20 protein-coding genes are annotated in these 25,481 nt (G+C 71.6%); 2 read left to right on the top strand and 18 right to left on the bottom strand.

The genetic code is table 11. From position 1 onward, the window contains the following. Positions 1-117: 117 nt before the first annotated feature. Genes ACIBAG_RS26575 through ACIBAG_RS26565 form a run of 3 tightly spaced genes read right to left on the bottom strand, consistent with a single transcriptional unit; the run spans position 118 to position 3,363 of the window. The gene (locus ACIBAG_RS26575; protein WP_399108140.1) at positions 118-561 is read right to left on the bottom strand and encodes a hypothetical protein; all 444 of its coding nucleotides are present in this window, start codon (positions 559-561) and stop codon (positions 118-120) included. Between the two features lie 15 nt (positions 562-576). Further along, positions 577-2,139, bottom strand: a complete 1,563-nt coding sequence (locus ACIBAG_RS26570; protein WP_399108138.1) for an FAD-dependent monooxygenase — start codon at positions 2,137-2,139, stop codon at positions 577-579. A gap of 45 nt (positions 2,140-2,184) precedes the next feature. Beyond that, entirely contained in the window at positions 2,185-3,363 is a 1,179-nt protein-coding gene (locus ACIBAG_RS26565; protein ID WP_399108137.1) for an acyltransferase family protein, read from the bottom strand. Positions 3,364-3,488: 125 nt separating this feature from the next. Here ACIBAG_RS26565 and ACIBAG_RS26560 point away from each other — a divergent pair, with 125 nt between their 5' ends. Both ACIBAG_RS26560 and ACIBAG_RS26555 read left to right on the top strand, forming a co-directional pair. Further along, positions 3,489-3,719: a twin-arginine translocase TatA/TatE family subunit gene (locus tag ACIBAG_RS26560; RefSeq protein WP_399108322.1), complete on the top strand. Its 231-nt coding sequence runs from the start codon at positions 3,489-3,491 to the stop codon at positions 3,717-3,719. A 42-nt stretch (positions 3,720-3,761) separates the two neighbouring features. Further along, positions 3,762-4,145 (top strand): VOC family protein, encoded by a 384-nt coding sequence (locus ACIBAG_RS26555; RefSeq protein WP_399108136.1) that lies wholly within the window; start codon positions 3,762-3,764, stop codon positions 4,143-4,145. Positions 4,146-4,228: 83 nt separating this feature from the next. Here ACIBAG_RS26555 and ACIBAG_RS26550 read toward each other — a convergent pair whose 3' ends face one another. The 15 genes from ACIBAG_RS26550 to ACIBAG_RS26480 form a co-directional block, all read right to left on the bottom strand. Next, complete coding sequence (locus ACIBAG_RS26550; protein WP_399108135.1) at positions 4,229-4,870, bottom strand: Rid family hydrolase; 642 nt, start codon at positions 4,868-4,870, stop codon at positions 4,229-4,231. Beyond that, positions 4,867-6,477, bottom strand: coding sequence for a flavin monoamine oxidase family protein (locus ACIBAG_RS26545; RefSeq protein WP_399108133.1), 1,611 nt, complete (start codon positions 6,475-6,477; stop codon positions 4,867-4,869). The genes ACIBAG_RS26550 and ACIBAG_RS26545 overlap by 4 nt, the downstream gene beginning before the upstream one ends. A gap of 252 nt (positions 6,478-6,729) precedes the next feature. Next, the gene (locus ACIBAG_RS26540; protein ID WP_399108131.1) at positions 6,730-10,524 is read right to left on the bottom strand and encodes a CHAT domain-containing protein; all 3,795 of its coding nucleotides are present in this window, start codon (positions 10,522-10,524) and stop codon (positions 6,730-6,732) included. A gap of 303 nt (positions 10,525-10,827) precedes the next feature. Further along, a complete protein-coding gene (locus tag ACIBAG_RS26535) occupies positions 10,828-12,828 on the bottom strand; it encodes a caspase family protein (RefSeq protein ID WP_399108130.1) in 2,001 nt (666 codons plus the stop codon). Positions 12,829-13,035: 207 nt separating this feature from the next. Further along, positions 13,036-13,545 (bottom strand): O-acetyl-ADP-ribose deacetylase, encoded by a 510-nt coding sequence (locus ACIBAG_RS26530; RefSeq protein ID WP_399108129.1) that lies wholly within the window; start codon positions 13,543-13,545, stop codon positions 13,036-13,038. A gap of 40 nt (positions 13,546-13,585) precedes the next feature. Further along, positions 13,586-14,770 (bottom strand): cytochrome P450, encoded by a 1,185-nt coding sequence (locus ACIBAG_RS26525; protein WP_399108128.1) that lies wholly within the window; start codon positions 14,768-14,770, stop codon positions 13,586-13,588. Then, positions 14,767-16,155: an alkaline phosphatase family protein gene (locus tag ACIBAG_RS26520; protein ID WP_399108127.1), complete on the bottom strand. Its 1,389-nt coding sequence runs from the start codon at positions 16,153-16,155 to the stop codon at positions 14,767-14,769. The genes ACIBAG_RS26525 and ACIBAG_RS26520 overlap by 4 nt, the downstream gene beginning before the upstream one ends. After that, complete coding sequence (gene eboE, locus ACIBAG_RS26515; protein ID WP_399108126.1) at positions 16,152-17,309, bottom strand: metabolite traffic protein EboE; 1,158 nt, start codon at positions 17,307-17,309, stop codon at positions 16,152-16,154. The genes ACIBAG_RS26520 and eboE overlap by 4 nt, the downstream gene beginning before the upstream one ends. Before the next feature lie 7 nt (positions 17,310-17,316). Further along, positions 17,317-18,171, bottom strand: a complete 855-nt coding sequence (locus tag ACIBAG_RS26510; RefSeq protein WP_399108125.1) for a TatD family hydrolase — start codon at positions 18,169-18,171, stop codon at positions 17,317-17,319. A gap of 2 nt (positions 18,172-18,173) precedes the next feature. Further along, on the bottom strand, positions 18,174-18,860 hold the full coding sequence (locus ACIBAG_RS26505) for an EboA domain-containing protein (protein WP_399108124.1): 687 nt from the start codon (positions 18,858-18,860) through the stop codon (positions 18,174-18,176). Positions 18,861-18,949: 89 nt separating this feature from the next. Continuing rightward, on the bottom strand, positions 18,950-19,813 hold the full coding sequence (locus ACIBAG_RS26500; protein ID WP_399108122.1) for a sugar phosphate isomerase/epimerase family protein: 864 nt from the start codon (positions 19,811-19,813) through the stop codon (positions 18,950-18,952). Positions 19,814-19,845: 32 nt separating this feature from the next. Beyond that, positions 19,846-20,910 carry an SCO3242 family prenyltransferase gene (locus tag ACIBAG_RS26495; RefSeq protein WP_399108121.1) on the bottom strand — a complete coding sequence of 355 codons (1,065 nt, stop codon included), beginning with the start codon at positions 20,908-20,910 and terminating at the stop codon, positions 19,846-19,848. 132 nt (positions 20,911-21,042) lie between these two features. Next, on the bottom strand, positions 21,043-22,455 hold the full coding sequence (locus ACIBAG_RS26490) for a phytoene desaturase family protein (RefSeq protein ID WP_399108120.1): 1,413 nt from the start codon (positions 22,453-22,455) through the stop codon (positions 21,043-21,045). Positions 22,456-22,682: 227 nt separating this feature from the next. Then, complete coding sequence (locus ACIBAG_RS26485; protein WP_399108118.1) at positions 22,683-23,543, bottom strand: inositol monophosphatase family protein; 861 nt, start codon at positions 23,541-23,543, stop codon at positions 22,683-22,685. Positions 23,544-23,650: 107 nt separating this feature from the next. Beyond that, a complete protein-coding gene (locus ACIBAG_RS26480) occupies positions 23,651-25,480 on the bottom strand; it encodes a gamma-glutamyltransferase family protein (RefSeq protein WP_399108117.1) in 1,830 nt (609 codons plus the stop codon). Position 25,481: the final 1 nt, after the last annotated feature.

Raw genomic sequence — 25,481 nt, 5'->3', positions numbered from 1 at the left:
CGTCGCCGACCACACCGACACTTTCGTGGTCATGGCGCAGGGCGGGTCGTCGGGAATTGTCAGCCAGGCCCTGGCCTAGGTCGCGTCGCGGGGCAGGCGGGACTTTGCGGACACGGCCTAGGACGTTCCCCGCAGCTGCTGGACGGTTCCGCCCAGCCGAGGGCGGAGTTGCTCCAGCAGCTGCGGTTTCGCGCTGACCACCCAGCGGGTGCCCACCAGGTACTTGCCGCCGTAGACCGAGGCCGCGTCCAGCCAGGTCAGCTTGTACTTCTCGGCGGGGAACGTGGTGATGAGGTAGTCGCCCTTCTCCGTGTGGCAGACACCCTCGCGCAGTTCGTCCGCCTCGGTCCGGATCTTGACCTTGCAGCCCGTCAGGTCGGCGATGACCTCGACCTTCGCCGGCGCGACGACGCCCGCGACGGTGGCGGCGACGTTCGCCGGACGGCCCTTCGCCGCGGCCTCCTTGTCCTCACCCCCGGCGCACGCGGTGGACGACAGGAGCAGGAGAACCAGACTTCCGGCCGTCGCGGCGCGGCCGATGTTTCCTCGCTGTGACTGCACGAAGAGTGGTACGGATCAACGCCCCGAGCCGTTCACCCCCGCCGGCCGATCGGGCCCGATGGGCAGCCAGCGGTCGACGTAGGCCCGCAGCCCCGCCGGCTCGCCGCCGCGCGCTACGTAGCCGAGGTGGCCGTCGGGCCGTACGAGTCCCTGGACGACGCCCGGCCAGGGGCCCCCGTCGCCGAGCAGGTGCACGGTGATCAGGTCCTCCCGGCCGGCCAGGATCGGGGCGATCCGCTGGTCCGGCCAGAGGTGCGGCGGTCCGGTCAGGAGCAGATGCCAGCAGCCGGGGGCGGCGGTACGGGCGTGGAGGCCCGCGGGCCGGTCGGGCAGCCGGTCGCCGGCTCGGGGGCCGCGGCGGGGCGGGCGCGGGCCGGTCACCGAGACGGGGCTGCGGCGGTAGTGGATGCCGAGTTCGGAGGCGGTGCGGAAGACCCAGGCGCGCAGTGCCGTCGCCCGCATCGCCGGCGGGGCGAGGCGCGGGACGAGTTCCGAGCGCGCGAAGCGGAGGACGGGATGTGGACTGGTGCCGATGACGAAGGCGCGGTCGGTGAAGCGCCGTACGTCGCGGCCGACCGGTGCCCGTTCCGCCCCGTACGTCTCCAGCAGCTCCGGCGGTGCCGCGCCCCGGCACACGAGGGCGAGCTTCCAGCCCAGGTTGAGGGCGTCCTGGATGCCGGTGTTCATGCCCTGCGCCCCGGCCGGGCTGTGGATGTGGGCCGCGTCGCCGGCCAGGAAGCAGGACCCGGACCGGTAGCGGGCGGCACCGCGGTTGTGGAGCCGGAAGTCGGTCATCCAGACCGGGCCCCGCAGCACCAGGCCCCGCTCGCCGTACCGGTCGGCGATGCCCTGCAGCAGCGGCAGCGTCACCTTGCCGTCCGGGGCGTCGGACGGTCGCATGGCGAGCATCCGCCACGGTGCCGGTGTTCCGAGCGGGAAGAAGAACAGCATCCCGCCCCCGCTCATGTAGGAGTGCACGGCGCCCGGCTCCAGCCCGTCGACGTCGAGGTCGGCGAGGAGATACGTCTGCGGATAGGCGTAGCCCTCGAAGTCGATGCCCGCCTGGGCGCGCACGGTGCTGTGGGCCCCGTCGCAGCCGACGACGTAGCGCGCCGCCACGGTCTCCTCCGTGCCGTCACGGGCGCGCAGCCGGCAGACGACGTGCGGGCCCCGCTGCTCCAGCCCGATCAGCTCGGTGCCGCGTTCGATCGGCACGTCCCGCGCGGCCAGGTGCTCGCCGAGGACGTGCTCCGTCTCGGACTGAGCGAGGAACAGCAGGAAGGGGTACGGGGTGTCGGGCAGCCCGATGTCGAAGAGCGGTATCGACACCGTGCGCCGGGTCAGATGCAGGCTCAGCCGCATCGCGGGGTTGCCGCGGGCCACCAGCAGGTCGGTCACGCCGAAGCCGGCCAGCGCCTCCAGAGTGCGGGGCTGGATGCCGAGCGCCCGGGACTCGCGCACCCGGTCCAGGGAGCGGTCGACGATCCGGAACCCGGTGCCGTGGGCGCGCAGTTGCGCGGCGAGCGCGAGCCCCGTCGGTCCCGCGCCGACCACGAGTACGTCCAGCGGTGCGGTCATGGGTCCACGGTAGGCACATCGGCGCGTCCGGCGTTCGGGCGGGTCTCAGCGTCGGGGGTTACTGCTCTCACCGTCGGGCGTTCGTTGTGCTCTCACTGTCGGCGTTCGTTCTGCTGCGGACGGCAGCGGCTGCCGCACCAGCAAGGCGTACGCCGACCGTGGCGCCGTCACCCTGCGGAAGACCCGCTGTACGGGCGGGGCGCACAGCGCGGTCATGACCGCCGCCGCCACCAGCGTGACGGTGACCTCGCCGGCCGGCTGCCGGATCCAGGCGCCGTCGTACCAGCCCCGGAACTCGGCGAGCTGGGCGACGAAGCCGTGCAGCAGATAGCCGCCCAGCGTGCCCGCGCCCAGCGCGGTGAACCACGTCCGGCGCCCCGGCACCCAGGCGAGGAAGCAGGCCACGAGCACGACGGAGCAGCCGAAGGTGGCCAGGGTCATCACGGGCCCGCACCAGGCCGGGACGCCGAGTTGCGGTGCGCTGTCGCTGTGGAAGAACCAGGCGTAGTTCATCCGCGGGACCGCCCAGTACGCCACGGCGAGCGCGCAGCCGAGGACCGGCACGGCGAGGAGGCGCACCTCGCGGCGGCGCACCAGCTCGAAGTGCTCCGGCTTCAGGGAGAGGCCCAGCACGAAGTACGGCAGGAACTGCAGCACGCGCTGGAGGTCGAGGTCGTCGCCGATGGACGGCGAGACGGTCGCCGCCATGGCGAGACCCAGGGCGAGGGGCATCGGCCACCGCAGGAGTCTCCAGACCGGGGAGGTCAGCCGCCAGACGAACAGCGCCGCCAGGTACCACGTCAGATAGAGCGGATCCAGCAGGCTGAGCGGCCGGTCCGGATCCTGCGAGGTCCACCGGGTTAAACAGGTGTATGCCACCTCGAAGATGACATACGGGACAACGAGCTGCGTCACCAGGCGCCCGACCCGCTCCGGGCGACCGTCGAAGCCGCGCGAGAAGTAGCCGGACAGCGTGCTGAAGACCGGCATGTGGAAGGCGTAGACGAGCGTGTACAGGGCGGTGACGGCCCGGCTGCCCTCGCGCAACGGCTCCCACGCGTGTCCCGTCGCCACCAGCAGGATCGCCAGGTACTTGGCGTTGTCGAGGTGGGGGTCCCGCGCCTCGACGCGTCTGGCTCCCGCCCCTGCGGACGGCAGCGGCTGCCGCCGTCGTTCCGTTACGGCGGTGGCGACAGGTACCGGTGTGGCGTCAGCGCGGAACATTGCCAGCACCCTAGCCACAGACCTCCGCCCCCGTAAAACCTCGGCCTGCTCAACCGTGACATGCTGCTCTACCTGCGCCGGCAGCCGGCTCATCACCCTGCACACCCGGAAGGGACGTGACCCTCGTGTTCGGACTGAGCGAACTCGCGATCATCCTCCTTGTCGTCATAGCCGTCCTCTGCGCGAAGAAGCTCCCCGAACTCGCCCGCTCGGCGGGCAAGTCGACACGCATCCTGAAGGCCGAGGCCAGGGCGATGAAGGACGAGGACGATCCGGCCGTGCCCCGGGTGATCCAGGGCGAGACCGTCACGCCGGACGGGCCGAAGCCGCAGGGGACGCAGCAGCCTCGGCCATGAACTCGGTGGCATCCGAAGTGCAAGTCGGGCAGGCTCGCGCGCATGGTTTCGATATTGCAGAACGTGGCGATCGACTGTGCGGATGCCTATGAACTGGCCTTGTTCTGGAGCCGGGTGACCGGCCGTCCACTGCATCCGGAGGACAAACCGGGCGAGTCTGAGACCCAGGTGCTGCTGGCGGAGGGCCCGGTGCTGCACTTCAACCAGGTGCCCGAGCCCAAGGAGAACAAGAACCGGATCCATCTGTGCCTGCGCCCCGAGACCTCGCGCGAGCAGGAGGTGGAACGCCTGCTGGGCCTGGGTGCCACCTTTGTCGCCGATCACCGGAATCCCGACGGCTCCGGCTGGGCCGTCCTCGCCGATCCCGAAGGCAACGAGTTCTGCGTGCTGCGCAGTGAGTCCGACCGAGCCGCGATGAGTTCCTAAGCTCACCGGTTCACCTCCGCCTCGGGGCCGGGCCCGGTCACGGACCCGGCCCTCGCTGCGGTTGCGCCGCGGATCCGCGCCCGTCAGCGCTTCTTGTACGCGGCGGTGACCTCGACCTCCACGATCCAGCCCTTGACGGCCAGCGACGCGACCTCCATCGTGGCGCGCGCGGGGCGGGCCTTGTTCGCGACCAGCGGTGCCTTGGGGGCGGAGGTGCCCATCGGGACCGGGACGACCTCCTTCGAGGTGAGGTCGATGTTGGCGAAGTACTGGCGGTACGCGCGGTTCCATCCCGCGTAGTCGGCGGTCTCGGCGCCGGGCGGTTTCATCAGGTAGCACTTCATGGTGATGACGTCGGCCAGGGTCAGACCCGCCGTCTCGAGGTTGGTCTTGATGTTGCGCAGGACGACGAGTGCCTGGGCCTCGGTGACCGTGACGCCCGTGGCGCCCTGAGTGAGGGCCGGGTCGGTGTAGAGCTCGGGTGAGCCGGCCGGCGCGGACGGGTTGAGCGCGGTCGGGCCGAGGCCGCTGCTCTGGTAGACCGCCACCCCACCGCCGGTCGCCACGCCGGAGGCGATCGCCGGGTTGGACTGGCCCTCGGGCAGCATCACGCGGACCTCTCCGGGGCCGGGCCACCAGCCCCTGCCCTCGGCGAGCGCGGTGCCGCCGGTGAGGAGCGAGGCGGTCAGGGCCGTACCGATCACCACTTTCGTACGTCGCTTCATGCGGCCATCACCCTTTCGTGGATGTCGGTCACGACCTTGCGGGCCGAGGTGAACGCGCCGTGCTGCCAGGCGATGACATGGCTGAGCCAGTCGCCGGCGAAGTAGACGTGCCCGGCGGGCTGGTTGAGCAGCCGGTACTCGGGACCGGTCTGCGAGGGCCAGCCCACCCAGCCGGCCTCGATATGAGGCGTGCGGTGCCAGGCCACGCTGAAGGAGTGATCGAGTTCCGTGCGGTACTTGTCGCCGTGGATCTTCACGCCCCGGCTCACCGCCCGCGCGAGGCGCTGGGCGTGCGGCAGGTCGCTGTACGCGACGGCGTTCGCACCGAAGTTGTAGTAGCCGATGAGTGTGCCGCGGCGGCCCTGGTAGCCGTACGAGGGGTACCAGATGGTGGCCAGGTCCGTGTCGGTCGGCGTGATGCCGCCGTAGATGTGCTCGTCCGTCTCCCACCAGCGACTGCGGTACTCGAGCCCGATCTTGCCGACGGGGGTCGGGACGGCGTACTTCAGCGCCGCGGTGATGCCGGCCCCGAGGTTGTGCTTGAGGCGGGCCATGACCATCGGCGGCATGGCCGCGACGACGAAGTCGGCGCGCTGGGTGCGGGTACGGCCGCCGGCGTCCTCGTACGTGACCTCGGCGCCGTCCGGCAGGTCCTTGACCTCCAGGGCCTTGGCGCCGTAGGCGATACGGCCCCGGCCGATCGCCTCGGCCAGGGCGTACGGGATCGCGTCCATGCCGCCCACCGGCTGGAACATCAACATGGCCTGGTCGTAGCCGAGTTCGAAGGCGAAGCGCTGCCCCACGCCGCTGGCGATGACGTCCGACAGCGACGGCACCGGTGCGAGGACCGTGCCGTCCTCGAAGGCCGCGCCCGGCTCGACGGAGTAGCCTCGCCGGTCGGTGCCGGTGTAGACGTAGCCGTCGGCTTTGCCCTTGATCGCGCCGAAGCTCTGCAGGAACGCGATCAGCCGTTCCTTGTCCTGCGCGGTGAGACGTGCGTCGAGGGCGCCCTGGTCGGTGGCCTTGGCGAGCAGTTCGGAGACGTAGCCGTAGACGTCGGCCTTCGCCGTGCGCCAGCGCATGGGCTTGCCCGCGAGGGCGGCGCTGTTCTCGTGGTAGATGTACGCGTTGGCGTTCTGGTTGGTGAACACCTGGAGCTCTACGCCGAGTTCGCGGCAGTACTCGAGCGTGACATGGGACTGCGGCAGCCGGGCCGGGCCCGCGTTCATGTACTGGCCCTTGGTGAACGACGCCGTCTGCGTACGCCCGTCGAGGTCGGTCAGCGTCGTGCCGCCGCGGACCGTCCAGTTGCGGCCCCCGGGGCGGTCCTTCGCCTCCAGGATCCGGCAGTCGTAACCGGCCTTTCCCAGCTCGTACGCCGTCGCCAGGCCGGCTATGCCGCCGCCGAGCACGAGCACCTTCTTGCCGCCGCGTCCGGTGAGGGCGAAGTCGCTTCGCCGGGGCGCCCGGTACTCGTCCGCCCGTACGTCCGGCACCGGGGCCAGGCCGAGTGCACCCATCGCCGAGTACAGCACTCCGGCGCCACCCGCCGCACCGACGGATCTCAGGAAGTCACGGCGGGATGCCGGGAATTGCTCTGCAGCCATCAATTCCTCCTCACCCGCACCCCGGGGGCGCGCGCCGACCGGGGAGCGGTCGTTCGGTCAACCCGGTCACGTGGGGGGTGCGAGTCACTGAGGAGACCGGAGGTGCTTCATGAGCCTCCGTCAGGACTGTTACAGCGCCATGCCACTGACGTAACCGGTCCGAGCGCTGTGCTGCAGAACCAGGAAGAAGAAGGCGAGGAGAGGCAAGGACGGCCGCCGCGACCACCGGGGGGACAGCCGCACGGCGACGTCCTACCGATCGACGTCGTTGAGGAAGCCCGCGGACATCGGCCCGGGGTCGCCCTGGCAGATGAACGCGCCCCAGTAGTACGGATCGGGCCTGCGGGCGCGCATCGCCAACTGGGCCGCGCGGAAGGCGGAACCGCGCGGTTCGCCACGTTTGATGCGGCCGTAGAAATCTTCCATCAGCTCCTGCGTCTCCCGGTCAGGGACCTGCCACAGGCTCATCACCAGGGTCCGCGCACCGGCGATTCCCACCGACCGGCGGAGCCCGTACACGCCCTGCCCGACGGCGACCAGGCCGCGCCCTGTGTCGCAGGCCGAGAGCACGACGAGTTCGGTGCCGGACAGGTCCATGGTGGCGAAGTCGGCAGCGGTCAGCAGCCCGTCTTCCGCCGGGTCGGGCAGCCGGCCGCGGCGCAGCCAGGTGTTGGCACCGGCGAGGGCGAGCCCGGAGTTGAGCAAGGGAGCGGGGAAGGCGCTGAACGCGCGCCGGTCGGCCTGCCGGCTGTGGCTGTCCGTCGGCCGGTCGTCGTCGAGGAAGTAGCCGTGTGAGGCGATGTGGAGAATGACAGGCGACCGTTGCTGCTTGAGCGGCCCCTCGACGGCGTCGGCGCCGAGCCACGCCTTGACACCGAGCAGGTCGGCGATGTGCCGCCCCTCGTCGCGCGTTCCCGGCAGCCGGGAGAAGCGGAGGCCGGCGGCACGTCGCGCGTCCGGGTCACCTTCCGGGGGAGCCGGGTCGGTGGTCGTGTCGAGGGCGAGGTCGTAGTCGGGGTCGGCGATGACGACCGGGGGGTTGGCCGGCTCGGGGGCGGTTCGGTGGGCGGGGATCAGCTCGCGGCCGGTCGTCAGGTAGGCGATCTCATGGGCATCGATGACGAGGCGGCCGTCGTCGAGGGGCAGGATCTCGAAGGGCAGCGTGTACAGCTGGGCGTCGGGAGCGAGGAACAACCGCGTCCGGTCGTCGATCCGCAGTGGGTCCAGAAGGGCCTTGCGCAGTTCGACGGCGGCCTGGCCGGACGCCCGCGCGACGTCGTCCGGAGCGACAGGGTCGATGTCGCGCGCCCGGCCGCCGCGGGTGATGTCGCGGCGCAGCAGGGCGATGTTCGCGTCGACGCTGTCGGCCGTACCCAGGTCGAGCAGGCGGACGTCGTCATCGCGATCGGGTGTGACGACGAACGCGTAGTACCGGTCGGGTCCCCACCGCGACCCGCCCTCGGCCAGGACGGCCGACTCGTCGAGCGTCGGAACGCACAGGAACTCGACGAGCGCCGACCCCTCGGGAAGCCGCGACCGGACGGCCTCCAGGGTGACCCGCGGCAGAACCTCGCCCAGCCATCCCTCACCACCGAAGAGGGTCCGGAGCTCGGACTCGAGGCGGTCTCGGTTTCCCATCAGGGACCCCGCCTTCCCGGCGTACTCGGAAAGCCGTTCCAGCCACTCCTCCCGGCTCAGGTCCCCCTGCTCGGGCCACCCCTCCATGATGTGGGCGTGCAGGTCTCGATGGGCCGCCTCGACGTCCGGATACATCCCGTACCGGAGGTTTCGCGCGTAGGTGTCGAGAATGTCATGCAACATGTCCTCAAGATCGGCCACGGGTGGGATCTCGCCGGTTTCGATGGCCTGCTGGACCTCGGCGAACTTGCTCTGCACGTCACCGCCGTCGTGCTCTCGGCTGTGGATCTCCTCGCGCCTGCGGACGAAGTCGGCCTCGGCCACGATTCCCTTGCGTCGCCAGACGACCTCCAACAGCTGTGACACCAGCCCGGGTTCCTGGAAGCGGGGCCGGCCGAGGATGTTCAGCAGCGCGACCGGCTGATCGACGGAGAGGGAGGAGACTCCCGCCACCGTGGACTTCTCCTGGATGAGACGGTCCTGGTACCGCTCGGCCGTCAGAACTACGTCGATCGCCTCGCGTTCACGTCCCATCCCGACGAGAGCCCGACCGAGCTCCCGCAACAGCTCGATGTACGGCGGCTTCCGTTCCGCGTCGGTGTCCCGGCCCAGCAGCTCGACCGCGCGTCGGAACAGTTGCTCGGCGTCGGCCCACCGGCCCTTCGCGAGCTGAACCGTTCCGCGCTGGCCGACGGTGACCGCGACGGCCGGAGCGTCGTCGCCCACCGCCTCCTCCATCAGCCGGAGGCTGGTCCGCAGAAGTTCGTCGGCCTCGTCGTAGCGTTGCTGCGCGATGCGACACCTTGCCAGCCCGCTGCAGGCGTTCGCGTAGTACTCGTTCTCGCGACCGGCATGCCGTTCGATGAGGTCCATCGCCTGGCGGAGGGTGCTCTCCGCGTCGTCATGCCGGCCCTCGGCGGAGTCGACCGCGGCTTTGCCGACGAGCAGCATCGCGTGGTCGACGGATTCCTCGAGGCCGGCCGAGCGGTGCAGTTCGATCGCCTCCTCCGCGTAGCGGCGGGCGGCGTACCCGTCCCCGGCGTCGAGATGGAGCACGGCGAGGTTGTGCGTGGTAACCGCGAGGTCAGCGCCCGACTGGTGGGCCATGACGTACCGGTAACCGAGCACCGCTTCCCCGAATTGGCCTGCGAGCTTCTGGGAGAGCGCCATCCTGGCCCCCGTGTCGACGGTGGTGGGGTGGTCTAGGCCCAGGTTCGCGTGATCGATGCTGAAGGCCTCGTGGTACCGGTCGGCGCTGTCGGAGTACCGGCCCATCTGGTGGTACAGGTCGCCCAGTTGCTTGAGGCGCGAGGCGTACTCCGGCGAGGTGATGCCCTTCAAGCGGCCGGCGATGTCGACGATCTCCGTCACCTGTGCTTCGGCCGCACTGAGCTTTCCCATGTCGAGGTGGACCTGAGTGAGGCCGTCGACCATGCCGATGTACCGCAAGTCGTCGGTGCCGAAGAGGCGGCGCCTGAGATCGACGGCTTCGCGGTAGAGCCGCTCGGCCTCGGTGTGCTTGCCGAGCTTGGCGCACACCAGGGCCAGATTGCCGAGAGACGTCGCGTACGACGGGTGGTCGGTTCCGACCGCCCGGGCGAAGGATTCCAGCGCCAGGCGGTGCGCCTCCTCGGCGACGTCGAGGTGACCCTGAGCGTGTTTCGCCTGGGCGAGGTTGTCGAGAACGACCGCGTAGAACTCGCTCGACGCCCCGTCGAACAGCAGCGCCAGCTGAAGAGCGTGGGCCAGGAGCGGCTCGGCCCGCTGCCAGTCGCCGGTCGCGGCGTAGGCCATGGCCAGGTCGTTCAGGCTGTGGCCCGTCTCGGGATGGAACTCGCCGTACCGGCCGACGACGAGTGCGAGCACGAGGTGTGCGATGTGGATCGACTGCTCGTGGTGTCCGTCGGACCGGAGCGCGTGGTAGGTGCCCCGGAGGCGGTTGACCTCCTCGTCGACCTCCGGCACCGCTTGGCTCCACCGGTCGAGCAGGTCGGTGTCCATCAACGCGATCTGGGTCTCCATGCACTCGACGCGCAGGTCGATGCACTCGCGCAGGTGCCTGCGTCCGGCGTCCAGGTCGCCGGTGGTGATCAGGTACGTCCCGGAGTAGCACAGCGCCTGGCACCGCCGAAGGACGTCGTCCGCTTCGGCGATGACCGACGCCGGCTCCCGCCGGCCCAGCGTGACGTCGAGGAGGGCGGACTCCCATGGGCCGCCTACGCTCTCGTACAGCGTCCGCTCGAGGGCGTCGTCGGGCGACATCCCCATCCGGCGCATGCTGATGAGGAAGATCTGCGCCATCCCCAGGCTGACGCCGGATTGCAGGATGCGCCCCGCGATCGTGGCGGCGGTGGGGTAGTCGCGTCGCACGAACGCCCACGCACACCGCTCGAAAGGTTCGTGGTCCACGTGATCTCCCGTCTGTCGCTGAGGAACTGCCGCGCCGATGTCCGTGACGCCGGCGGTCGGGTCACTGGGTGCCACCCACGCCGCGTGAGCGCGCCATGGCCGAGGGCGGAGAAGATCCCGGGCCGGTTGCGGCGGCGGGGCAGCGCCGAGCCGACGCCCAGGAGAGCGTCACCAACGGGTCGACCCCGGCAGCCGCTTGGACGATGAGGACCACGAACGCCACGGCACTCTGCGTCAGCGAATCGGCGACCGGACCACCGCCACCGCCCGATGCGCTCGCCGCTCGGCACCCGACCCACCACGCTACCCACGCGCCGGCTGCGTACGCGGGCTCCGGCCGGGATCTTCGGGGCCGCCCCCCGGTACCCGCGTGGTGACCTCGACGGTCTTGACCGCCCAGTCCAACGCGACTTGGGGCGCCGGCTCGAGATCGCGCTCCACCGCGAGCAGGCCGAGCCGGTCCAGGATCCCGGTGACGCCGCGCCGCGCGCCTCGGGTGGACGACCGGGGCATCTCCCGGAGCCGGGGCAACTCGAAGGGGGCCGAGCTGAACGGCTCCTCCGCGACCAGGAGCACCAGCCAGTCGGTGACGGAGGCGCCCGGCTCGACCGGCCGGTCGGGGGGCAGGGCCAGCGTGACGGCCGCACCGTTGCCGGCCTCCGCCGTCCAGCGTCCCGCCACATACGCCCCGGGGAACAAGTCCGCATGCATGCGGTGCCGGTCGGTCAGGTCGAGAAGGACACAGAACAGCTTCCGGTCCGTGGTGTTGCGCAGCCGGACGAAGACCGTCGGCGGTTCCCATGTCGCGCCGGTCCAGGTGTAGGCGAAGTCGAGGTCTTTCACCGGTGCGGGCACGCCGTCGCGGGGCGGACGCTGCCCACCCGGCAGCGCCGGGACCAGCTCGAGCCGGATCGCCTCCTCTAGCGCCGGGGACGCGCTTTCCAGGTTGCGTACCTGCAGCCAGCGGGCGATGTGGTCCAGGTCGCGGACGGTCTGCTGGATGCCGCGGTCGTCGACGGGGACCGGGGACGCCAGTGGCTTGTCGTCGAGGCCGGTGACCTGGATCGTGCGGCCGGCGTCGGCTTGGCGTACCCGTATCGCGAGCCGGAACGCGGACTCGTCGGTGGTCGGGACGATGCGGATGTGCGGTGACGGGCCGCCGCCGGGACCGGCGGTCCGGACGGTCCCGGTCAGGCGAAGGACGACGTCGGGGTCCGCCTGGATCGACACCGCGACAGGGGGGAGCGGCACGTCGGTCAGGACCATGTCGTACTGCTGTTGTTCGTCGGGTGCCCAGTCGACCGGGTCGACGACGCTGCGCTGGGCGTACACGTCGGCGACGTGCACCTCCCGGAGCGGCGCGGTGCGGTGCACCCCGAACCGCGAGCCGGTGACGACGCCGTGCACGGCACCCGCGTCCACCTCCCACCGGTCCCGCAGATACCGCATGGTGACCCGGGCGGCGCGCGGCCGCAGGGCCCCGCCGAAGACCTCCCGATCGGCGAGATCCCCGATCGCTTCCAGGTTCGGTATCTGCCGCAGGAGCCTGCCCTCGACCCGGCAACGGGCGTAACCGAGCACTTGGCGGTAGGTGGCGTCGGGGCCGAGTCGGGCCAGGGCGTGGCCGAGTGCCTCGGTGAACACGCCGTGCCAACCGTCGGGGAACGGACGCTCGTTGGCCGACTCCCACTCGTCGCACGCGGAGAACGCCACATGGCCGGGCAACTGCGCGCCGGGAACCGGACCGGATGGGTCCGTAGCGTCGGCAACCAACTCGGGCAGCAGGTCACGGAGTTCGGGCGGAGCCTCCAAACCGGGCGCAGACCGCGGGGTCAGGCCGGCCGGCAGGCCGTCACGCATCGCGCTGCGGGAATGGCACGCATCCATGATCGTCACCAGGGTGGCGCCGGTACGGACCACCTCGTGGGCCAGGACGGCGAGCTCCTTGTCGTACAGGTCCGGGACGCCGGCGCGGCTGTCGTGGCACACCATCGTCTGGCACATGCCGGCGCTTTCGGCGTACCAGATCTCTTCCGGCAGCGGCCCCGTCGAGCCGTGACCGCTGTACCAGAACAGCGCGATGTCGTCTGCGCCCACACTGCCGAGGTGGCTGCGGAACGCCTCGATGATGCCGGCGCGGGTGGCCTGCTCGTCGCAGCGCTTCTCGATGACCAGGTCCGCAGACGCGATCCGGTCGCGCAACACCCGCTCGGCCAGTTCGACGTCGTTCACGCAGCCGCGCAGGTTCAGGTGCGGCAGCCGGTAGGTGTCGATACCGACCAGCAGGGCGTGGACCTTGGGCATCGAGGCGGCTCCTGTCCGTGGCGGTTTCGCGGTCATGGACCGATGTGTGCCACTCATTGCCACGAGTCGGCGCCACCATCCGTTCCCGGCCGCTGGGGGCGCACGGACGCACATCTACGGCGCGCGCCGCCATGAACTGAGCGACTGTGCGTCGACGGCACCTCGATCGCCCGCCTGGAAGCCCCGTGGGCCCGACCGTGGTCCCGGTCAGCCCAGTTGCCGGGCGAACGCCTCGTACGCCCGCTCGTCGAAGAGCACGAACCGCACCTCTTCGACCTCCGTCCGCGCGCTCCGCACCGTCTCCACCGCGATACGGGCCGCGTCCTCCAACGGCCACCGGTACACACCGGTCGAGATCGCCGGGAACGCGACCGTCCGCGCACCCAGTTCGTCGGCCACGCGCAGTGCCTCCCGGTGGCAGGAGGCCAGCAGGTCGGAGCGGTCCTCGGTGGCCGACCAGACCGGCCCCACCGTGTGGATCACCCACCGTGCGTCCAGTTCCCCGGCCGTCGTGGCGACCGCCTGCCCCGTCGGCAGCCCCTTGCCGTACCGGGAGGCGCGCAGGTCGCGGCACTCGGAGAGGATGGCGGGGCCGCCACGGCGGTGGATCGCGCCGTCGACTCCTCCCCCGCCGAGGAGGGAGGAGTTCGCGGCGTTGACGATCGCGTCGGCGCTCTCGCGCGTGATGTCGCCCTGGACGAGCCTGATGGTGGTCATGACTGCCTCTATAGCAGCCCTGGCCACCACTGGCCGGTGATTACCAGGCGACCGGCAGCGAGCGCACCCCGTGGACCGTGCTGGCGGAGGTCGCCAGCGACTCCGCGGGGGCCGTCATCCGCAGGGCCGGAAGCCTGCGGAACAGGGTGGCCAGGCCGAGGCGGAGTTCGGTGCGGGCCAGCGACTGGCCGAGGCACTGGTGCAGGCCGTGCCCGAAGGCCAGGTGGCCGGAGGCGTCGCGGTGGACGTCGAGGGCGTCGGGGGTGGAGTACACGGCCGGGTCACGGTTGGCGGCCTGCAGCGCCACCACCACGCCCTCCCCCGCACCGATACGGACCCCGGACACCTCGACGTCCTCCGTGGCGAGCCGTCGTATCCCGGAGTGGATGACCGTCAGATGGCGCAGGAGTTCCTCCACCGCCCCCGGCCACAGGGAGTCGTCGGCGCGCAGTGCCGCCAGTTGGGCCGGGTTGTGCAGCAGGGCGATCACGGCCAGCGGGAACATGTTCGCCGTCGTCTCGTGACCGGCCAGCAGGAGCAGCGAGACCATGCCCGTGGCCTCGTCGAGGGTGGCCTCGCCGGTCGCCACGCGGTCCGTGGCCAGGCGGGAGATGAGGTCGTCGGCGGGGTCGTGCGTGCGCCGTTCGATGAGGGCGCGCAGATAGCCGTAGAGCGCCATGCGCGCGGCCATCGCCTCGGCCGGGTCGCCGGCCACACTCGTGAGGGCGTTGGACTTCTCACGGAAGAAGCCGTGGTCCTCGTAGGGGACGCCGAGCAGTTCGCAGATGGCCAGGGTGGGCAGCGGCAGTGCGTACGACGCGACCAGGTCCGCCTCCGTGGCGCCGCCGTCCGTCATCGCGTCGAGCAGGTCGTCGCAGATCCGCTGGACGGCGCCCTCCAACTGCTCGATACGCCGGAAGGTGAAGTCGGGGATCAGCATGCGGCGCAGCCGGGTGTGGTCCGGCGGGTCCATCTGGTGGAAGAGGCCGGGGGCCTGTGGCGGGGCTCCCGGGCGGGTGTGGGGGAAGGCGGGGTGGTTGGCGTCGGCGCTGAAGCGCGGATCGGCGAGGACCGTGCGGGCGTCCTCGTACCGGGTGATCAGCCAGGGGCTGTTGTCGCCCCAGATCGTGACCCGGCGGATCGGCTCCTCGGACTGCCACTTGGCGTATTCGGGGGCCGGGTCGAGCAGGGGGCGGGTGGTGGGGAGTGGGGGGTGGGTCGTCATTTCTCTGTTCCTTCGGTGTGCAGGCCGGCGAGGCCCAGCAGCAGGGACTTGACCTCGGTTGCCGCGTACGCCTCCCTCGCCCGGTCCGGCTCCGAGCACAGCAGTACGGGGCCGTGGTCGGGGTCGGCGGGCAGGCGGCCGTGGCTGCCGCGGACGCCGGACGGGTCGAGCGGGACCGTCTTGAGGCGGTAGCGGAAGCCGAGCTTCTTGCGGGCCACCTGCCCGACGGCGCGCAGCTTCACCGCCGGGACGGTCTCGTCGTAGAGGAGCTCGGCGGGGTCGTAGCCGGGCTTGCGGTGGATCTCGACCTGGCGGGCGAAGTCGGGGGCGCGCTCGTCGTCGAGCCAGTAGTAGTACGTGAACCAGGCGTCGGGGTCGGCGATGGCGACGAGTTCGCCGGAGCGCTCGTGGTCCAGGCCGTGCGCCGCCTTGCCCTCCGCGTCCAGCACCCGTTCGACGCCGTCGAGTTCGGCGACGGTCTTCGCCACCTTCTCGGTGTCGGCCGGGTCGCGGACGTAGACGTGGGCGATCTGGTGGTCGGCGACCGCGAAGGCGCGCGACGTCCAGGGGTCGAGGTACTCCATGCCGTCCTGCGTGTACACCTCCAGCAGTCCTGCCCGGCGCAGGGCGCGGTTGATGTCGACGGGGCGGGAGGCGGGCGTGATGCCGTACTCGCTGAGCGCGACGACCGTCGCGCCCGCACGCCGGAAGTGGTCGAGCAACGGGCGCAGCGCGTCGTCGAGTTGGCGGGCGGCGCGGATGGTCTCCGCCGAGTCCGGGCCGGAGCGCTGGGGCTCGTAGTCCATCTGCGGGATGTAGACGAGCGTGAGGTCCGGGCGCTTGTCGTCGAAGATCTGGCGGGCGGCGGCCAGGATCCACTGGGTGGAGGGTATGCCCGCGTTCGGGCCCCAGTAGGTGAACAGGGGGAACGGGCCGAGGCGGTCGGTGAGTTCGTCGTGCAGGGACGGTGGCCAGGTGTAGCAGTCGGGTTCCTTGCGGCCGTCGGAGTAGTAGACCGGGCGCGGGGTGACGGTCCAGTCGACGTCGGCGCCCATGGCGTACCACCAGCAGACGTTGGCGACCTTGTAGTCGGGGTTCGTCCGCCGGGCCGTCTCCCAGATCTTCTCGCCGCCGACCAGCGCGTTGTGCTGGCGCCAGAGCATGACCTCGCCGAGGTCGCGGAAGTACCAGCCGTTGGCGACGGCGCCGTGGGTGGAGGGCGGTTCGCCGGTGAGGAGGGTGGACTGGACGGTGCAGGTCACCGCCGGGAGCACGGTGTCGAGCCGGGCCTGGAAGCCGCGTTCGCCGAGGGCGGCCACGGCGGGCATGTGCTTCAGGAGCTTCGGCGTCAGGCCGACGATGTCGAGTACGACCACGCGGTTCATGAGGGGTCCTCCTTGAGGCCGAGGCCGGTCAACCGGTCGCGGGCCCAGGCGAGTTCGGCGGCGATGCCGCCGGGCAGGTCGGCGGGCGGTTCGGGCAGGACTGACCAGGTGTAGGTCTCGACCTCGATGTGGTCGCAGTCGGCTGTGGCCCCGCCCAGCAGCCCGGCGAGGACCTGGTCGAGCCGGCCGGCGGTGGTGCGCAGCGGGGGTTCGGGGTCGGTGTGCAGCGGGGCGTGGAAGTGGACCCGCCAGGGGCCGTCGGCGTCGGGAAGGCCGCCGTCGAGGGCGTCCGGCAGGTCGTCGACGCCGATGACGTCGCCGTCCGCCGTCGTACGGGTCTGGTGCAGGAACCGGGGTTCGGCGAGCCGTCGCAGTGCCGCGCGGGCGGCCGGGTCGGCCGGGTGCTCGGCCTCCACCGCGCAGGACGCCTGGAGTTTGACCACGGGCATCCCGGCCTCCGCGAGCCGGCGCAGCGCCTCGGCGGGCTCCTCGAACTGGACGGCGAGATGGCAGGCGTCGAGGCACACGCCGAGCCGGTCGGGGTCCATTCCGCCCAGTTCCCGTACCGCCTGGGTGGTGGTCTCGACGACGCACCCGGGTTCCGGCTCGAAGCCGACGCGGATACGGCGGCCCGTCCACGCTTCCAGTGCCGCGAGCCCGGTGGTCAGCCGCTCCAGGGCGTGCCGGGCCTCCTCGGCGCAGGCGGGCGTCCAGGGGGTGCGCCACGCGAGTGGCAGGGTGGAGACGCTGCCTCGGCCGATGTCGTCGGGGAGGAGGGCGGCGAGGACGCGGGCGCAGTCCAGGGTGTACTTCAGCCGGGCCTCGTCGGCCCAGTCGGGCAGGTACACGTCCTTCTTGACGACCTCGCGGTGGAATCCGGCGTACGGGAAGGCGTTGAGGGTGACGGTCTCGAGTCCGCGCGCCCGCAGCTCGCCCTTCAGGCGCTCCAACGCCGCTTCGTCGTCGGCGAGTTCGGTGACCACGGGACGCGCCAGCCACAGCCCGATGCCGAGCCGGTCGGCGCCGAGGCGTTCACGCACCGGCTCGGCGTACTCGGCGAGTTGGGCGATGACGCCCTGGAGGTCCTCTGCCTGGTGGACGTTGCTGCAGTAGCCGAGGTGGACGGTGGTGCCGTCGGGGTGCTGAAATCGCATGGGACGCTCACGCTCCCCCGCGGCGTATGGAGTTGCCCTGGAAGGTGGCCTCCTCGTCCGGCTTGGGCGCGTCCAGCTCCAGCCGTCCGCTCTGTCCGTAGAAGGCGACGGGGTTGCGCCACAGCACCTTGTCGACGTCGTCCTCGTCGAACCCGGCGGCGAGCATGGCATCGGCGGTCTTCCGCGTCTTGAGCGGATCCGAACGCCCCCAGTCGGCGGCCGAGTTGACCAGCACCCGCTCCGTCCCGTGCTCCTTGAGGATCTCGACCATCCGGTCCTCGCTCATCTTGGTCTTCGGGTAGATCGAGAACCCGGCCCAGCAGCCGCTGTCCAGGACCATGCCGACGGTGAGCTCGTTGAGATGGTCGAGGACGACGAGTTCGGGGGCGATGCCCGACTCCCGTACGACGTCCAGGGTGCGCCTGGTACCGGCCGCCTTGTCGCGGTGCGGGGTGTGCACCAGGGCGGGCAGCTCGTGCTCGACGGCGAGCTGGAGCTGACGGGCGAGCGCCTCGTCCTCCTGAGGGGTCATCGAGTCGTAGCCGATCTCGCCGACGGCGACGACCCGGTCCTTGGCGAGATAGCGGTCCAGTTCGTCGAGGACCGGGACGCACCGCGGGTCGTTCGCCTCCTTCGGGTTGAGCGCGATCGTGCAGAAGTGCTGGATGCCGAACTGAGCGGCGCGGTACGGCTCCCAGCCGAGCAGCCCGTCGAAGTAGTCGTAGAAGCTCTCGGGCGAGGTGCGGGGCTGGCCCAGCCAGAAGGCGGGCTCGACGACGGCGCGCACTCCGGCGGCGTACATCGCCTCGTAGTCGTCGGTGGTGCGGGAGGTCATGTGGATATGGGGGTCGAAGATGCGCACGGTCAGCCCTCTTCCTTGAGTACGTCCGTGGGTACGTCCGTGAGTGCGTGCTTGAGTTCGGGACCGATGACGTCCGGGAAGGCGAGGACGACGGGCCGGATGTCCGGGGGTATGGCCCGCCCCGCGACGATCCGCTCGTGGGCGAAGTCGGCGAGCATACGGGCCAGTTCGCGGTCGGCCCGGGTGTCGAGGCCGGTGACGCGGTCGAGCGGGATCTCGCAGAAGACGCACTTCAGTACGGCCTGACGGTACTCGGCGTCCGGAAGGTGCGCGGCGGCGTACGGCCCGAGGGCGGCTTCGACGAGGGTGGTGTCGTTCCCGCGCAGGGTCTCCCGTACGAGGGGCAGGGCGAGGTCGCCGACGTCGAGCAGCGGCAGGGCGCGCAGGACGGCGCGCTGCTCGGCCGGGTCACCGTGGCGGTGGAGGCGGGTGACCTCGTCGGCGAGGGCGAGGCCGCGCAGGGGCAGGGCGGTCAGCAGTACGGCGCGGGCGGCCTCGTCGACGGTCCAGTAGTCGGTGAGACGGCCGTGTCCGCAGCGCCTGCGGACGGCGGGGAAGAGACGCCGGACGGCGGCGGGGTCGGCCGCCACCTTGGCGGCGCTCACGTCCAGCCAGGTGCGGGCGGTGGGGTCCAGTACGGCGGCCAGGGCGGGGCGAGGATCTGCCGGAGCCGAGTGGGACGAGGTCATGACAGCTGCCATGGGGGAACAACTTCCGGAGAGAGGGGAGCGTTTGGGCGAGGAGCGGGGTGGGACGGTGCTGGTGTGGCCGCGGCGGTCTATACGGCGGCCACGGCGGTCTGTACGGCCGCCCGCAGGAACTCGATCGAGCGGCGGGCGACGTCGGGCGCGTCGAGCGAGCCGCCCTGGATCTCCACGGAGACCAGTCCGCTGTTCCCGAGTTCGCGCAGGGCGGTCAGCACGGGCGGGAAGTCGATGTCGCCGGCGCCGAATTCGAGGTGCTGGTGGACGCCGCGCCGCATGTCCTCGATCTGCACGTTGCGCAGGAGCGGTGCCGCCTGCCGCACGCAGTCCAGCACCGGGCGTTCCTCCACGCAGTGCGCGTGACCGATGTCCAGGGTGATCCCGAACAGTTCGTGCCCGTCGACCAGTCGGGCCAGGTGCAGGCAGCGCTCGACGGTGTCGACGAACATGTACGGCTCCGGTTCGAAGGCCAGCGCCACGCCGTACCTCTCCGCCGTCTCCAGCACGGTCGCCACCCCGTTCGCGAGCCGCTTCCACACGTCCCCCTCCGACAGCCCCTCCGGCGCCGGGCCGCTGCACAGATGGACGGTGGGCGAGCCGAGGTCGGCCGCGATGCGCAGAGCGCGGCGCAGCAGGTCGATCCTGAGTTCGGAGCCGTCCGACATCAGCGTCGGCAGGTGCTTGACCCACGGGTCGAGGAAGTAGGGGGAGCCCGTCTCCACCGTGACGTCGAGGCCGTGCCGCCCGAGTTGCCGGGCGAGGGCGGTGACCCGCCGGGGCAGGTCGTCGGCGTAGGGGTCGAGGTGGTTGTGGTCGAGCGTGAGGGCGACGCCGTCGTAGCCGAGATCGGCGAGGACGGCAAGGACGTCGGTCAGCCGGTGGTGGGTGAAGCCGTTGGTGCCGTAGCCGAACTTCAGGGGGGTGGGGGGAGGTCTCATGGTGCCGGTTCCTCACACGGAGGTGGTGGGTCTCAGGTGGGGGATATGCGCCGGGCCAGCCGTCGCGCGAGGGGGTGGACGATGGCCAGCGCCGCGGCGACGGCCGGGGCACCGCCGCGCGCGGTCAGCGCCGCCTGAAGGGGCATCAGCCCGAGAATCCCGGCCCCGACGGCCCGCCGTACGTTCTCCCCGGAGGGCTCCTGTACGGCGCGGGCCTGGGCGGTGCCGTAGGTACCGAGGTAGGCGAGGGCGGCGGTGGCGGTGACGGCGGTGCGGAGTTTGCTGGAAGGGGCAGTGGCGGCAACGCCCTCAAGGGGCGCGGGGCTGTGTCGGTCTGCGGCTCCGCCGCGGGGCGCGACAAGCCACGACGGCGCAGCAGACGCCCGACGACATGTCCCGGCACTTCCCACGGCGACTCGTTTGACCGGAATGGCCGTAGCCAGGGCCGTCGTGGCCGACACCGCAAGAGTCGTGGCCGGAACGCGAGCCGGCGCACCGGCAATCTCGTGCCGGCTGAGAGCCATCAAGGTGCCGGTGTGGACGCCCGTCAGGGCGGCGGGTACTGCGGCACGACGCAAGGCCTCGCCGACCGACACGGCACCGGGGCCCGGAACCAACGCGCCGGCCAACACATCCAGCGTGCGGGCCCCCGCCATGGCGACCGCCCCCGCCGGCGTGTTCTTGAGCCCCAGGTCATACGCCCAGACCAGGCCCGCCAGCGGAACCGCTCCCAGCAGACTGCGGCGCCCACCCGCGGCAGCGGCGAGCCCCAGCCCCGCCGCCGTGAGCCCACCGGCCACAGCCAGAGCGGCGCGGCGCGGAACGCGCCCGGAAGGTACCGGCCGTTCGGGACGCTCGACGGCGTCGACGGTCGCGTCGGCGTAGTCGTTGAGGGCCATGCCGGCCCAGTAGAGGCACACGGAGGAACCGATCACTCCGAGGGTACGGACACCCAGCGGGCGTCCGGCGGCGGCCGCTCCCGCGATCACGTCACCGGGGACACTCAGCGCGGCCGGCGCCCTGACGAGCTGGGCGAGGTCGGCGAGGCGCACAGCAGACCGGGATCCGAAGCGGGCAACCGCTTTCCGATCTTTCATGGGCCGCACCCTACTCCCAGGCCGTTGAGCATTCAGGTACTTACCCCCCGGTTAGAGAAGTGACAAAGAAGACACACAATTCTCTTACCCCGAGGCCTCAACTGCCGGTAAACGTGGGTCGTTTGACCCGCCTCACAGCTCCTGCCGCAGCCGCCGCCACATTGCCTTGGCCGCGTTGTGACCGGACATGCCGTGTACGCCCGGTCCGGGTGGTGTCGCCGACGAGCAGATGTAGACCGCCGGGTGCGGGGTGCGGTACGGGAAGAGGGACAGCTTGGGGCGCAGCAGGAGTTGGAGGCCGGAGGCCGCACCGGAGGCGATGTCGCCGCCGACGTAGTTGGCGTTGCGCGCGGCGAGTTCGGCCGGGCCCGCCGTCGCGCGGGCGAGGACTCGGTCGCGGAACCCCGGGGCGAATCGCTCCAGTTGACGCTCCAGGGCGTCCGTGAGGTCTCCGGTCCAGCCGTTCGGCACATGGCCGTACGCCCAGAAGACGTGCTTGCCCTCGGGCGCCCTGGTGGGGTCGACGACACTGGGCTGCACCGTGATCATGAACGGCTTGTCGGGTGCCCGGCCCTCCCTTGCCGCGGCCCTGAGCGCGGCGCCGATCTCCGCGCTGCTCCCGCCGACCTGGACGGTGCCGGCCCGCCGAGCCTCCGGCGCGGTCCAGGGCACCGGGCCGTCCAGCGCGTAGTCGATCTTGAAGGCGGCGGCACCGTAGCGATACCCCTCGTAGTACCGGCCGAAGCCGGCGATCCTGGCCAGGGCGGTGGGTGAGGTGTCGAAGACGTACGCGCGCGCGGGCGGCAGGTCGTCGAGCCGCTTGACCTCGTAGTCGGTGTGGACGGCGCCGCCGAGATCCTTGAGATACGCGGTGAGGGCGTCGGAGATGGACTGGGAGCCGCCGCGGGCGACGGGCCAGCCGCGGGCATGGGCGGCGAGGGCGAAGACCAGGCCGATGGCGCCGGTCGCGAAGCCGCCGAGCGGGGCGATGACGTGGGCGACCAGGCCGGAGAACAGGGTCCTGGCCCGCTCGTCGCGGAAGCGGCGCATCAGCCAGGTCGCCGGGGGCAGGCCGACGAGGCCGAAGCGGGCGAGGGCGACCGGGTCGCGCGGGAGCGCGGTGAGGGGCAGCGACATGAAGTCCCGGGCCAGCGTGTCCCACCTGGGCAGAAACGGCTCGACCAGCCTGCGGTACGTGCCCGCGTCGCGCGGGCCGAAGGAGGCGGCGGTCTCGGCGACGGACCGGGACAGCACGGCGGCGCCGCCGTCGGTGAAGGGGTGCGCCATCGGCAGTTCGGCGTGCAGCCACTCGAGGCCGTAGCGGTCGAGCGGCATCGCCCGGAACGCGGGTGAGTTGATGCCGAGGGGGTGTGCGGCGGAGCACGGGTCGTGGCGGAAGCCGGGGAGGGTCAGCTCTTCGGTGCGGGCTCCCCCGCCCACGGTGTCGCGTGCCTCGAACACGGCCACGGAGAAGCCGCGGCGGGCCAGCTCCACGGCAGCGGTCAGTCCGTTCGGCCCCGCACCCACCACGACCGCATCGAGCATCGACGGCACCTTCGGACTCCTTCGTCAGCCGACGGCCATTCAAGGTCAGGATATGCCGGGTCACGACATCGCCGGGCGCGGGCGGCATCGCCTACTGGCTCGGTTGGGTCCGTTGTATCGCGGCTGCGGGAGCGTGCGGGCCGATCGCGCGGTTCCCCGCGCCCCTAGGCCGTGTCCGCGAAGTCCCGCCTGCCTCCGGGCGGACGACGGGACTTTGCGGACACGATCTAGGTCGGTCGTCGCACCCCTCGTGACAGCAGTTCCGCAACCTTCCGAGCAGTAGCCGCATCCCGGGCCGCCGTGAACGGCAGAGCGTTACCACCGGTAATGAGAAATGGCTCGCACATGTGGGTCAAGTGCGCGCCGCCTGCCTCCTCGACGAGGAGAATGCCCGCCGCATGGTCCCAGGCAGCCTCCCAGCTGAACGCGGTCGCGTCCAACTCGCCCCGGGCGACGGCCAGATACTCCAGGCCGGCCGAGCCACAGGCACGCGGCGCGACGCCGTCGGTCCACAGCCCCAGCAGCGCCCGCTTCTGCTCGTCGGTCGTGTAGTCCGGGTGGGACGTGGCGACTTCGAGGTCCCGGCCGGGGTCCGGCGCACCCGAGCGCAGCCGCTCGCCGTTGAGGAAGGCGCCCTGGCCCCGTACCGCCGTGGCCAGTTGGTCGCGTGCGGGGGCGTATGTCCAGGAGGCGAGCAGCATGCCGCGCCGCGCGAGCGCGACCAGGGTGCAGAAGCCGTCCTCGCCGTGCACGAACTGGCGGGTGCCGTCCACGGGGTCGACGATCCAGACGGGGGCGTCACCCTGCAGCGCCTCGTAGGTCACCGGGTTGGCGTGCACCGCCTCCTCACCCACCACGACCGAGCCGGGCAGGAGGGCGCCGAGCGCCTCGGTGAGGTGCTGTTCGGCGAGCCGGTCGGCGTCGGTGACCAGGTCGTGCGGTCCGCTCTTCTGGTCGACCTCGTGCGCGGCGAGCTGCCGGAAGCGCGGCATGATCTCGGCCGCGGCCGCCTTGCGGACCGCTTCCTCCACGTCGGCCGCGTGCTGTGCGAGAAACTCGTCGATGGTTTCGTAGTCTTCGTCGATCATGTCTCAATAAGAACACGCCCCACTGACAATCCCCGCCCGCGAAGTGGACGCCGGACGGCATCGGCGTGAACTCGCGGGGCACGTATCGGCAGGTCACAGGCGCCTCCTCAGCGCCCTACGGCGTACCCCTGCATCCCCCGGGGGTTGGCCGCCGCCGACAGCACACCACTGCGCGGGTCCCGGGCGACCGCGCACAGCCGCCCCTCGGACCAGGCGTCACCGACGGTCACCAGATGACCACGCCGCCGCAGCTCCTCCACCACCGCGGCGTCCGCACGGGACTCCACGGTCACGCTGCCCGGCCGCATCCCGCGCGGGTAGAAGGAGCCGGGGAAGCCGTCGTTGTGCCAGTTCGGGGCGTCGATCGCGCCCTGGAGGTCCAGGCCGCCGCGGACCTGGGCGCGCAGCGCCACGGCCAGGAAGAAGTGCAGCTGCCACTGGTCCTGCTGGTCCCCGCCGGGAGTGCCGAAGGCCATGACGGGCACCCCGTCGCGCAGGGCGATGGACGGGGTGAGGGTGGTGCGCGGCCGCCGCCCCGGGGTGAGCGAGTTCGGCAGGCCCTCCTCCAGCCAGGTCATCTGGAGCCGGGTCCCGAGCGGGAAGCCCAGCTCGGGCACGACGGGGTTGGACTGCAGCCAGCCGCCGCTGGGGGTGGCCGCGATCATGTTGCCCCAGCGGTCGACGACGTCGAGGTGACAGGTGTCGCCGCGGGTGGTGCCGTCCGCGGCGATGTCCGGCTCGCCCGGTACCGGGGAGGTCGGGCGCTTGGCGACGGTCGGCTCGCCGACGCCCAGCACGTCGAAGCCGGGTTCGTCGGAGGCCACCACGCGCGCGTGCGCGCACAGCCGCGGGGTACGGCCGCCGGGGCTGCCGGGCCGCAGCTCGTGGGAGGCCTTCTCGCCGATCAGCTCCCGTCGGGCGGCGTTGTACGGCTCCGACAGCAGCTCGGCGAGGGGCACCTCGGCCGCGTCGCCGTACCAGGCCTCACGGTCGGCCATGGCCAGCTTGCAGCCCTCGATCAGCAGATGGACGTACTCGGCGGACCCGTGACGGGGCAGTTCGGGCGGGAGCAGCGCGAGCTGCTGGAGGAGGACCGGGCCCTGGCTCCACGGGCCGGCCTTGCACACGGTCCAGCCGTTCCAGTCGTACGTCGCCGGCGCCTCGTAGGTCGCGGACCAGCCGGCGAGGTCGGCGGCCGTGAGCGTGCCGGAGTGCCGCTCGCCGCTGGTGTCCATGGTGGGCCGCCGGGCCTGCCGTACGAGCGCCTCGGCGATGAACCCCCCGCGCCACACCTCCCGCGCCGCCTCGATCTGCGCGACCCGGTCACCGGCCCCGGCGATCTCGTCGAGCAGCCGCTTCCAGGTGGCGGCGAGGGCGGGGTTGCGGAACAGCTCGCCGGGCCGGGGCGCCCTGCCGCCGGGCAGAAACACCTCGGCCGAGGAGGTCCACTCCGTCTCGAACAGCTCCCGCACGGTCTCGACGGTCTCGACGACGCGCTCGACTGGCGCGTGCCCGTGTTCGGCGTACCCGATGGCGTACTTGAGCACGTCGGCAGGGGTTCTGGTGCCGTGGTCGCGCAGGAGCAGCATCCAGGCGTCGAAGGCGCCGGGGACGGCGGCGGCCAGCGGACCGGTACCGGGCACGAGGTCCAGGCCGAGTCCCCGGTAGTGCGCGACCGTCGCCCCGGCCGGCGCGACGCCCTGCCCGCACAGCACCCGCACCTCGCCGCCCGCGGGCGCGAGCAGGATCGGCACCTCGCCGGCGGGGCCGTTGAGGTGCGGCTCGACGACGTGCAGCACGAAGGCGCCGGCCACGGCCGCGTCGTACGCGTTGCCGCCGTCCTCCAGCACGGCCATCGCGGACTGCGAGGCGAGCCAGTGCGTGGACGACACCATGCCGAAGGTTCCCTGAAGCGTGGGTCGGGTGGTGAACTGCATT

This window comes from Streptomyces sp. NPDC051243, assembly GCF_044455405.1.
Taxonomy (GTDB): domain Bacteria; phylum Actinomycetota; class Actinomycetes; order Streptomycetales; family Streptomycetaceae; genus Streptomyces.
This window is presented reverse-complemented; position numbering and strand designations above follow the sequence as displayed.

Bases quoted from the DNA above. Each gene is read 5' to 3' on its own strand.
- ACIBAG_RS26570 (WP_399108138.1), bottom strand. From the start codon at position 2,139: ATGACCGCACCGCTGGACGTACTCGTGGTCGGCGCGGGACCGACGGGG.
- ACIBAG_RS26565 (WP_399108137.1), bottom strand. From the start codon at position 3,363: ATGTTCCGCGCTGACGCCACACCGGTACCTGTCGCCACCGCCGTAACG.
- ACIBAG_RS26555 (WP_399108136.1), top strand. From the start codon at position 3,762: ATGGTTTCGATATTGCAGAACGTGGCGATCGACTGTGCGGATGCCTAT.
- ACIBAG_RS26550 (WP_399108135.1), bottom strand. From the start codon at position 4,870: ATGAAGCGACGTACGAAAGTGGTGATCGGTACGGCCCTGACCGCCTCG.
- ACIBAG_RS26545 (WP_399108133.1), bottom strand. From the start codon at position 6,477: ATGGCTGCAGAGCAATTCCCGGCATCCCGCCGTGACTTCCTGAGATCC.
- ACIBAG_RS26535 (WP_399108130.1), bottom strand. From the start codon at position 12,828: ATGCCCAAGGTCCACGCCCTGCTGGTCGGTATCGACACCTACCGGCTG.
- ACIBAG_RS26530 (WP_399108129.1), bottom strand. From the start codon at position 13,545: ATGACCACCATCAGGCTCGTCCAGGGCGACATCACGCGCGAGAGCGCC.
- ACIBAG_RS26525 (WP_399108128.1), bottom strand. From the start codon at position 14,770: ATGACGACCCACCCCCCACTCCCCACCACCCGCCCCCTGCTCGACCCG.
- ACIBAG_RS26520 (WP_399108127.1), bottom strand. From the start codon at position 16,155: ATGAACCGCGTGGTCGTACTCGACATCGTCGGCCTGACGCCGAAGCTC.
- eboE (WP_399108126.1), bottom strand. From the start codon at position 17,309: ATGCGATTTCAGCACCCCGACGGCACCACCGTCCACCTCGGCTACTGC.
- ACIBAG_RS26505 (WP_399108124.1), bottom strand. From the start codon at position 18,860: ATGACCTCGTCCCACTCGGCTCCGGCAGATCCTCGCCCCGCCCTGGCC.
- ACIBAG_RS26500 (WP_399108122.1), bottom strand. From the start codon at position 19,813: ATGAGACCTCCCCCCACCCCCCTGAAGTTCGGCTACGGCACCAACGGC.
- ACIBAG_RS26495 (WP_399108121.1), bottom strand. From the start codon at position 20,910: ATGAAAGATCGGAAAGCGGTTGCCCGCTTCGGATCCCGGTCTGCTGTG.
- ACIBAG_RS26490 (WP_399108120.1), bottom strand. From the start codon at position 22,455: ATGCTCGATGCGGTCGTGGTGGGTGCGGGGCCGAACGGACTGACCGCT.
- ACIBAG_RS26485 (WP_399108118.1), bottom strand. From the start codon at position 23,543: ATGATCGACGAAGACTACGAAACCATCGACGAGTTTCTCGCACAGCAC.
- ACIBAG_RS26480 (WP_399108117.1), bottom strand. From the start codon at position 25,480: ATGCAGTTCACCACCCGACCCACGCTTCAGGGAACCTTCGGCATGGTG.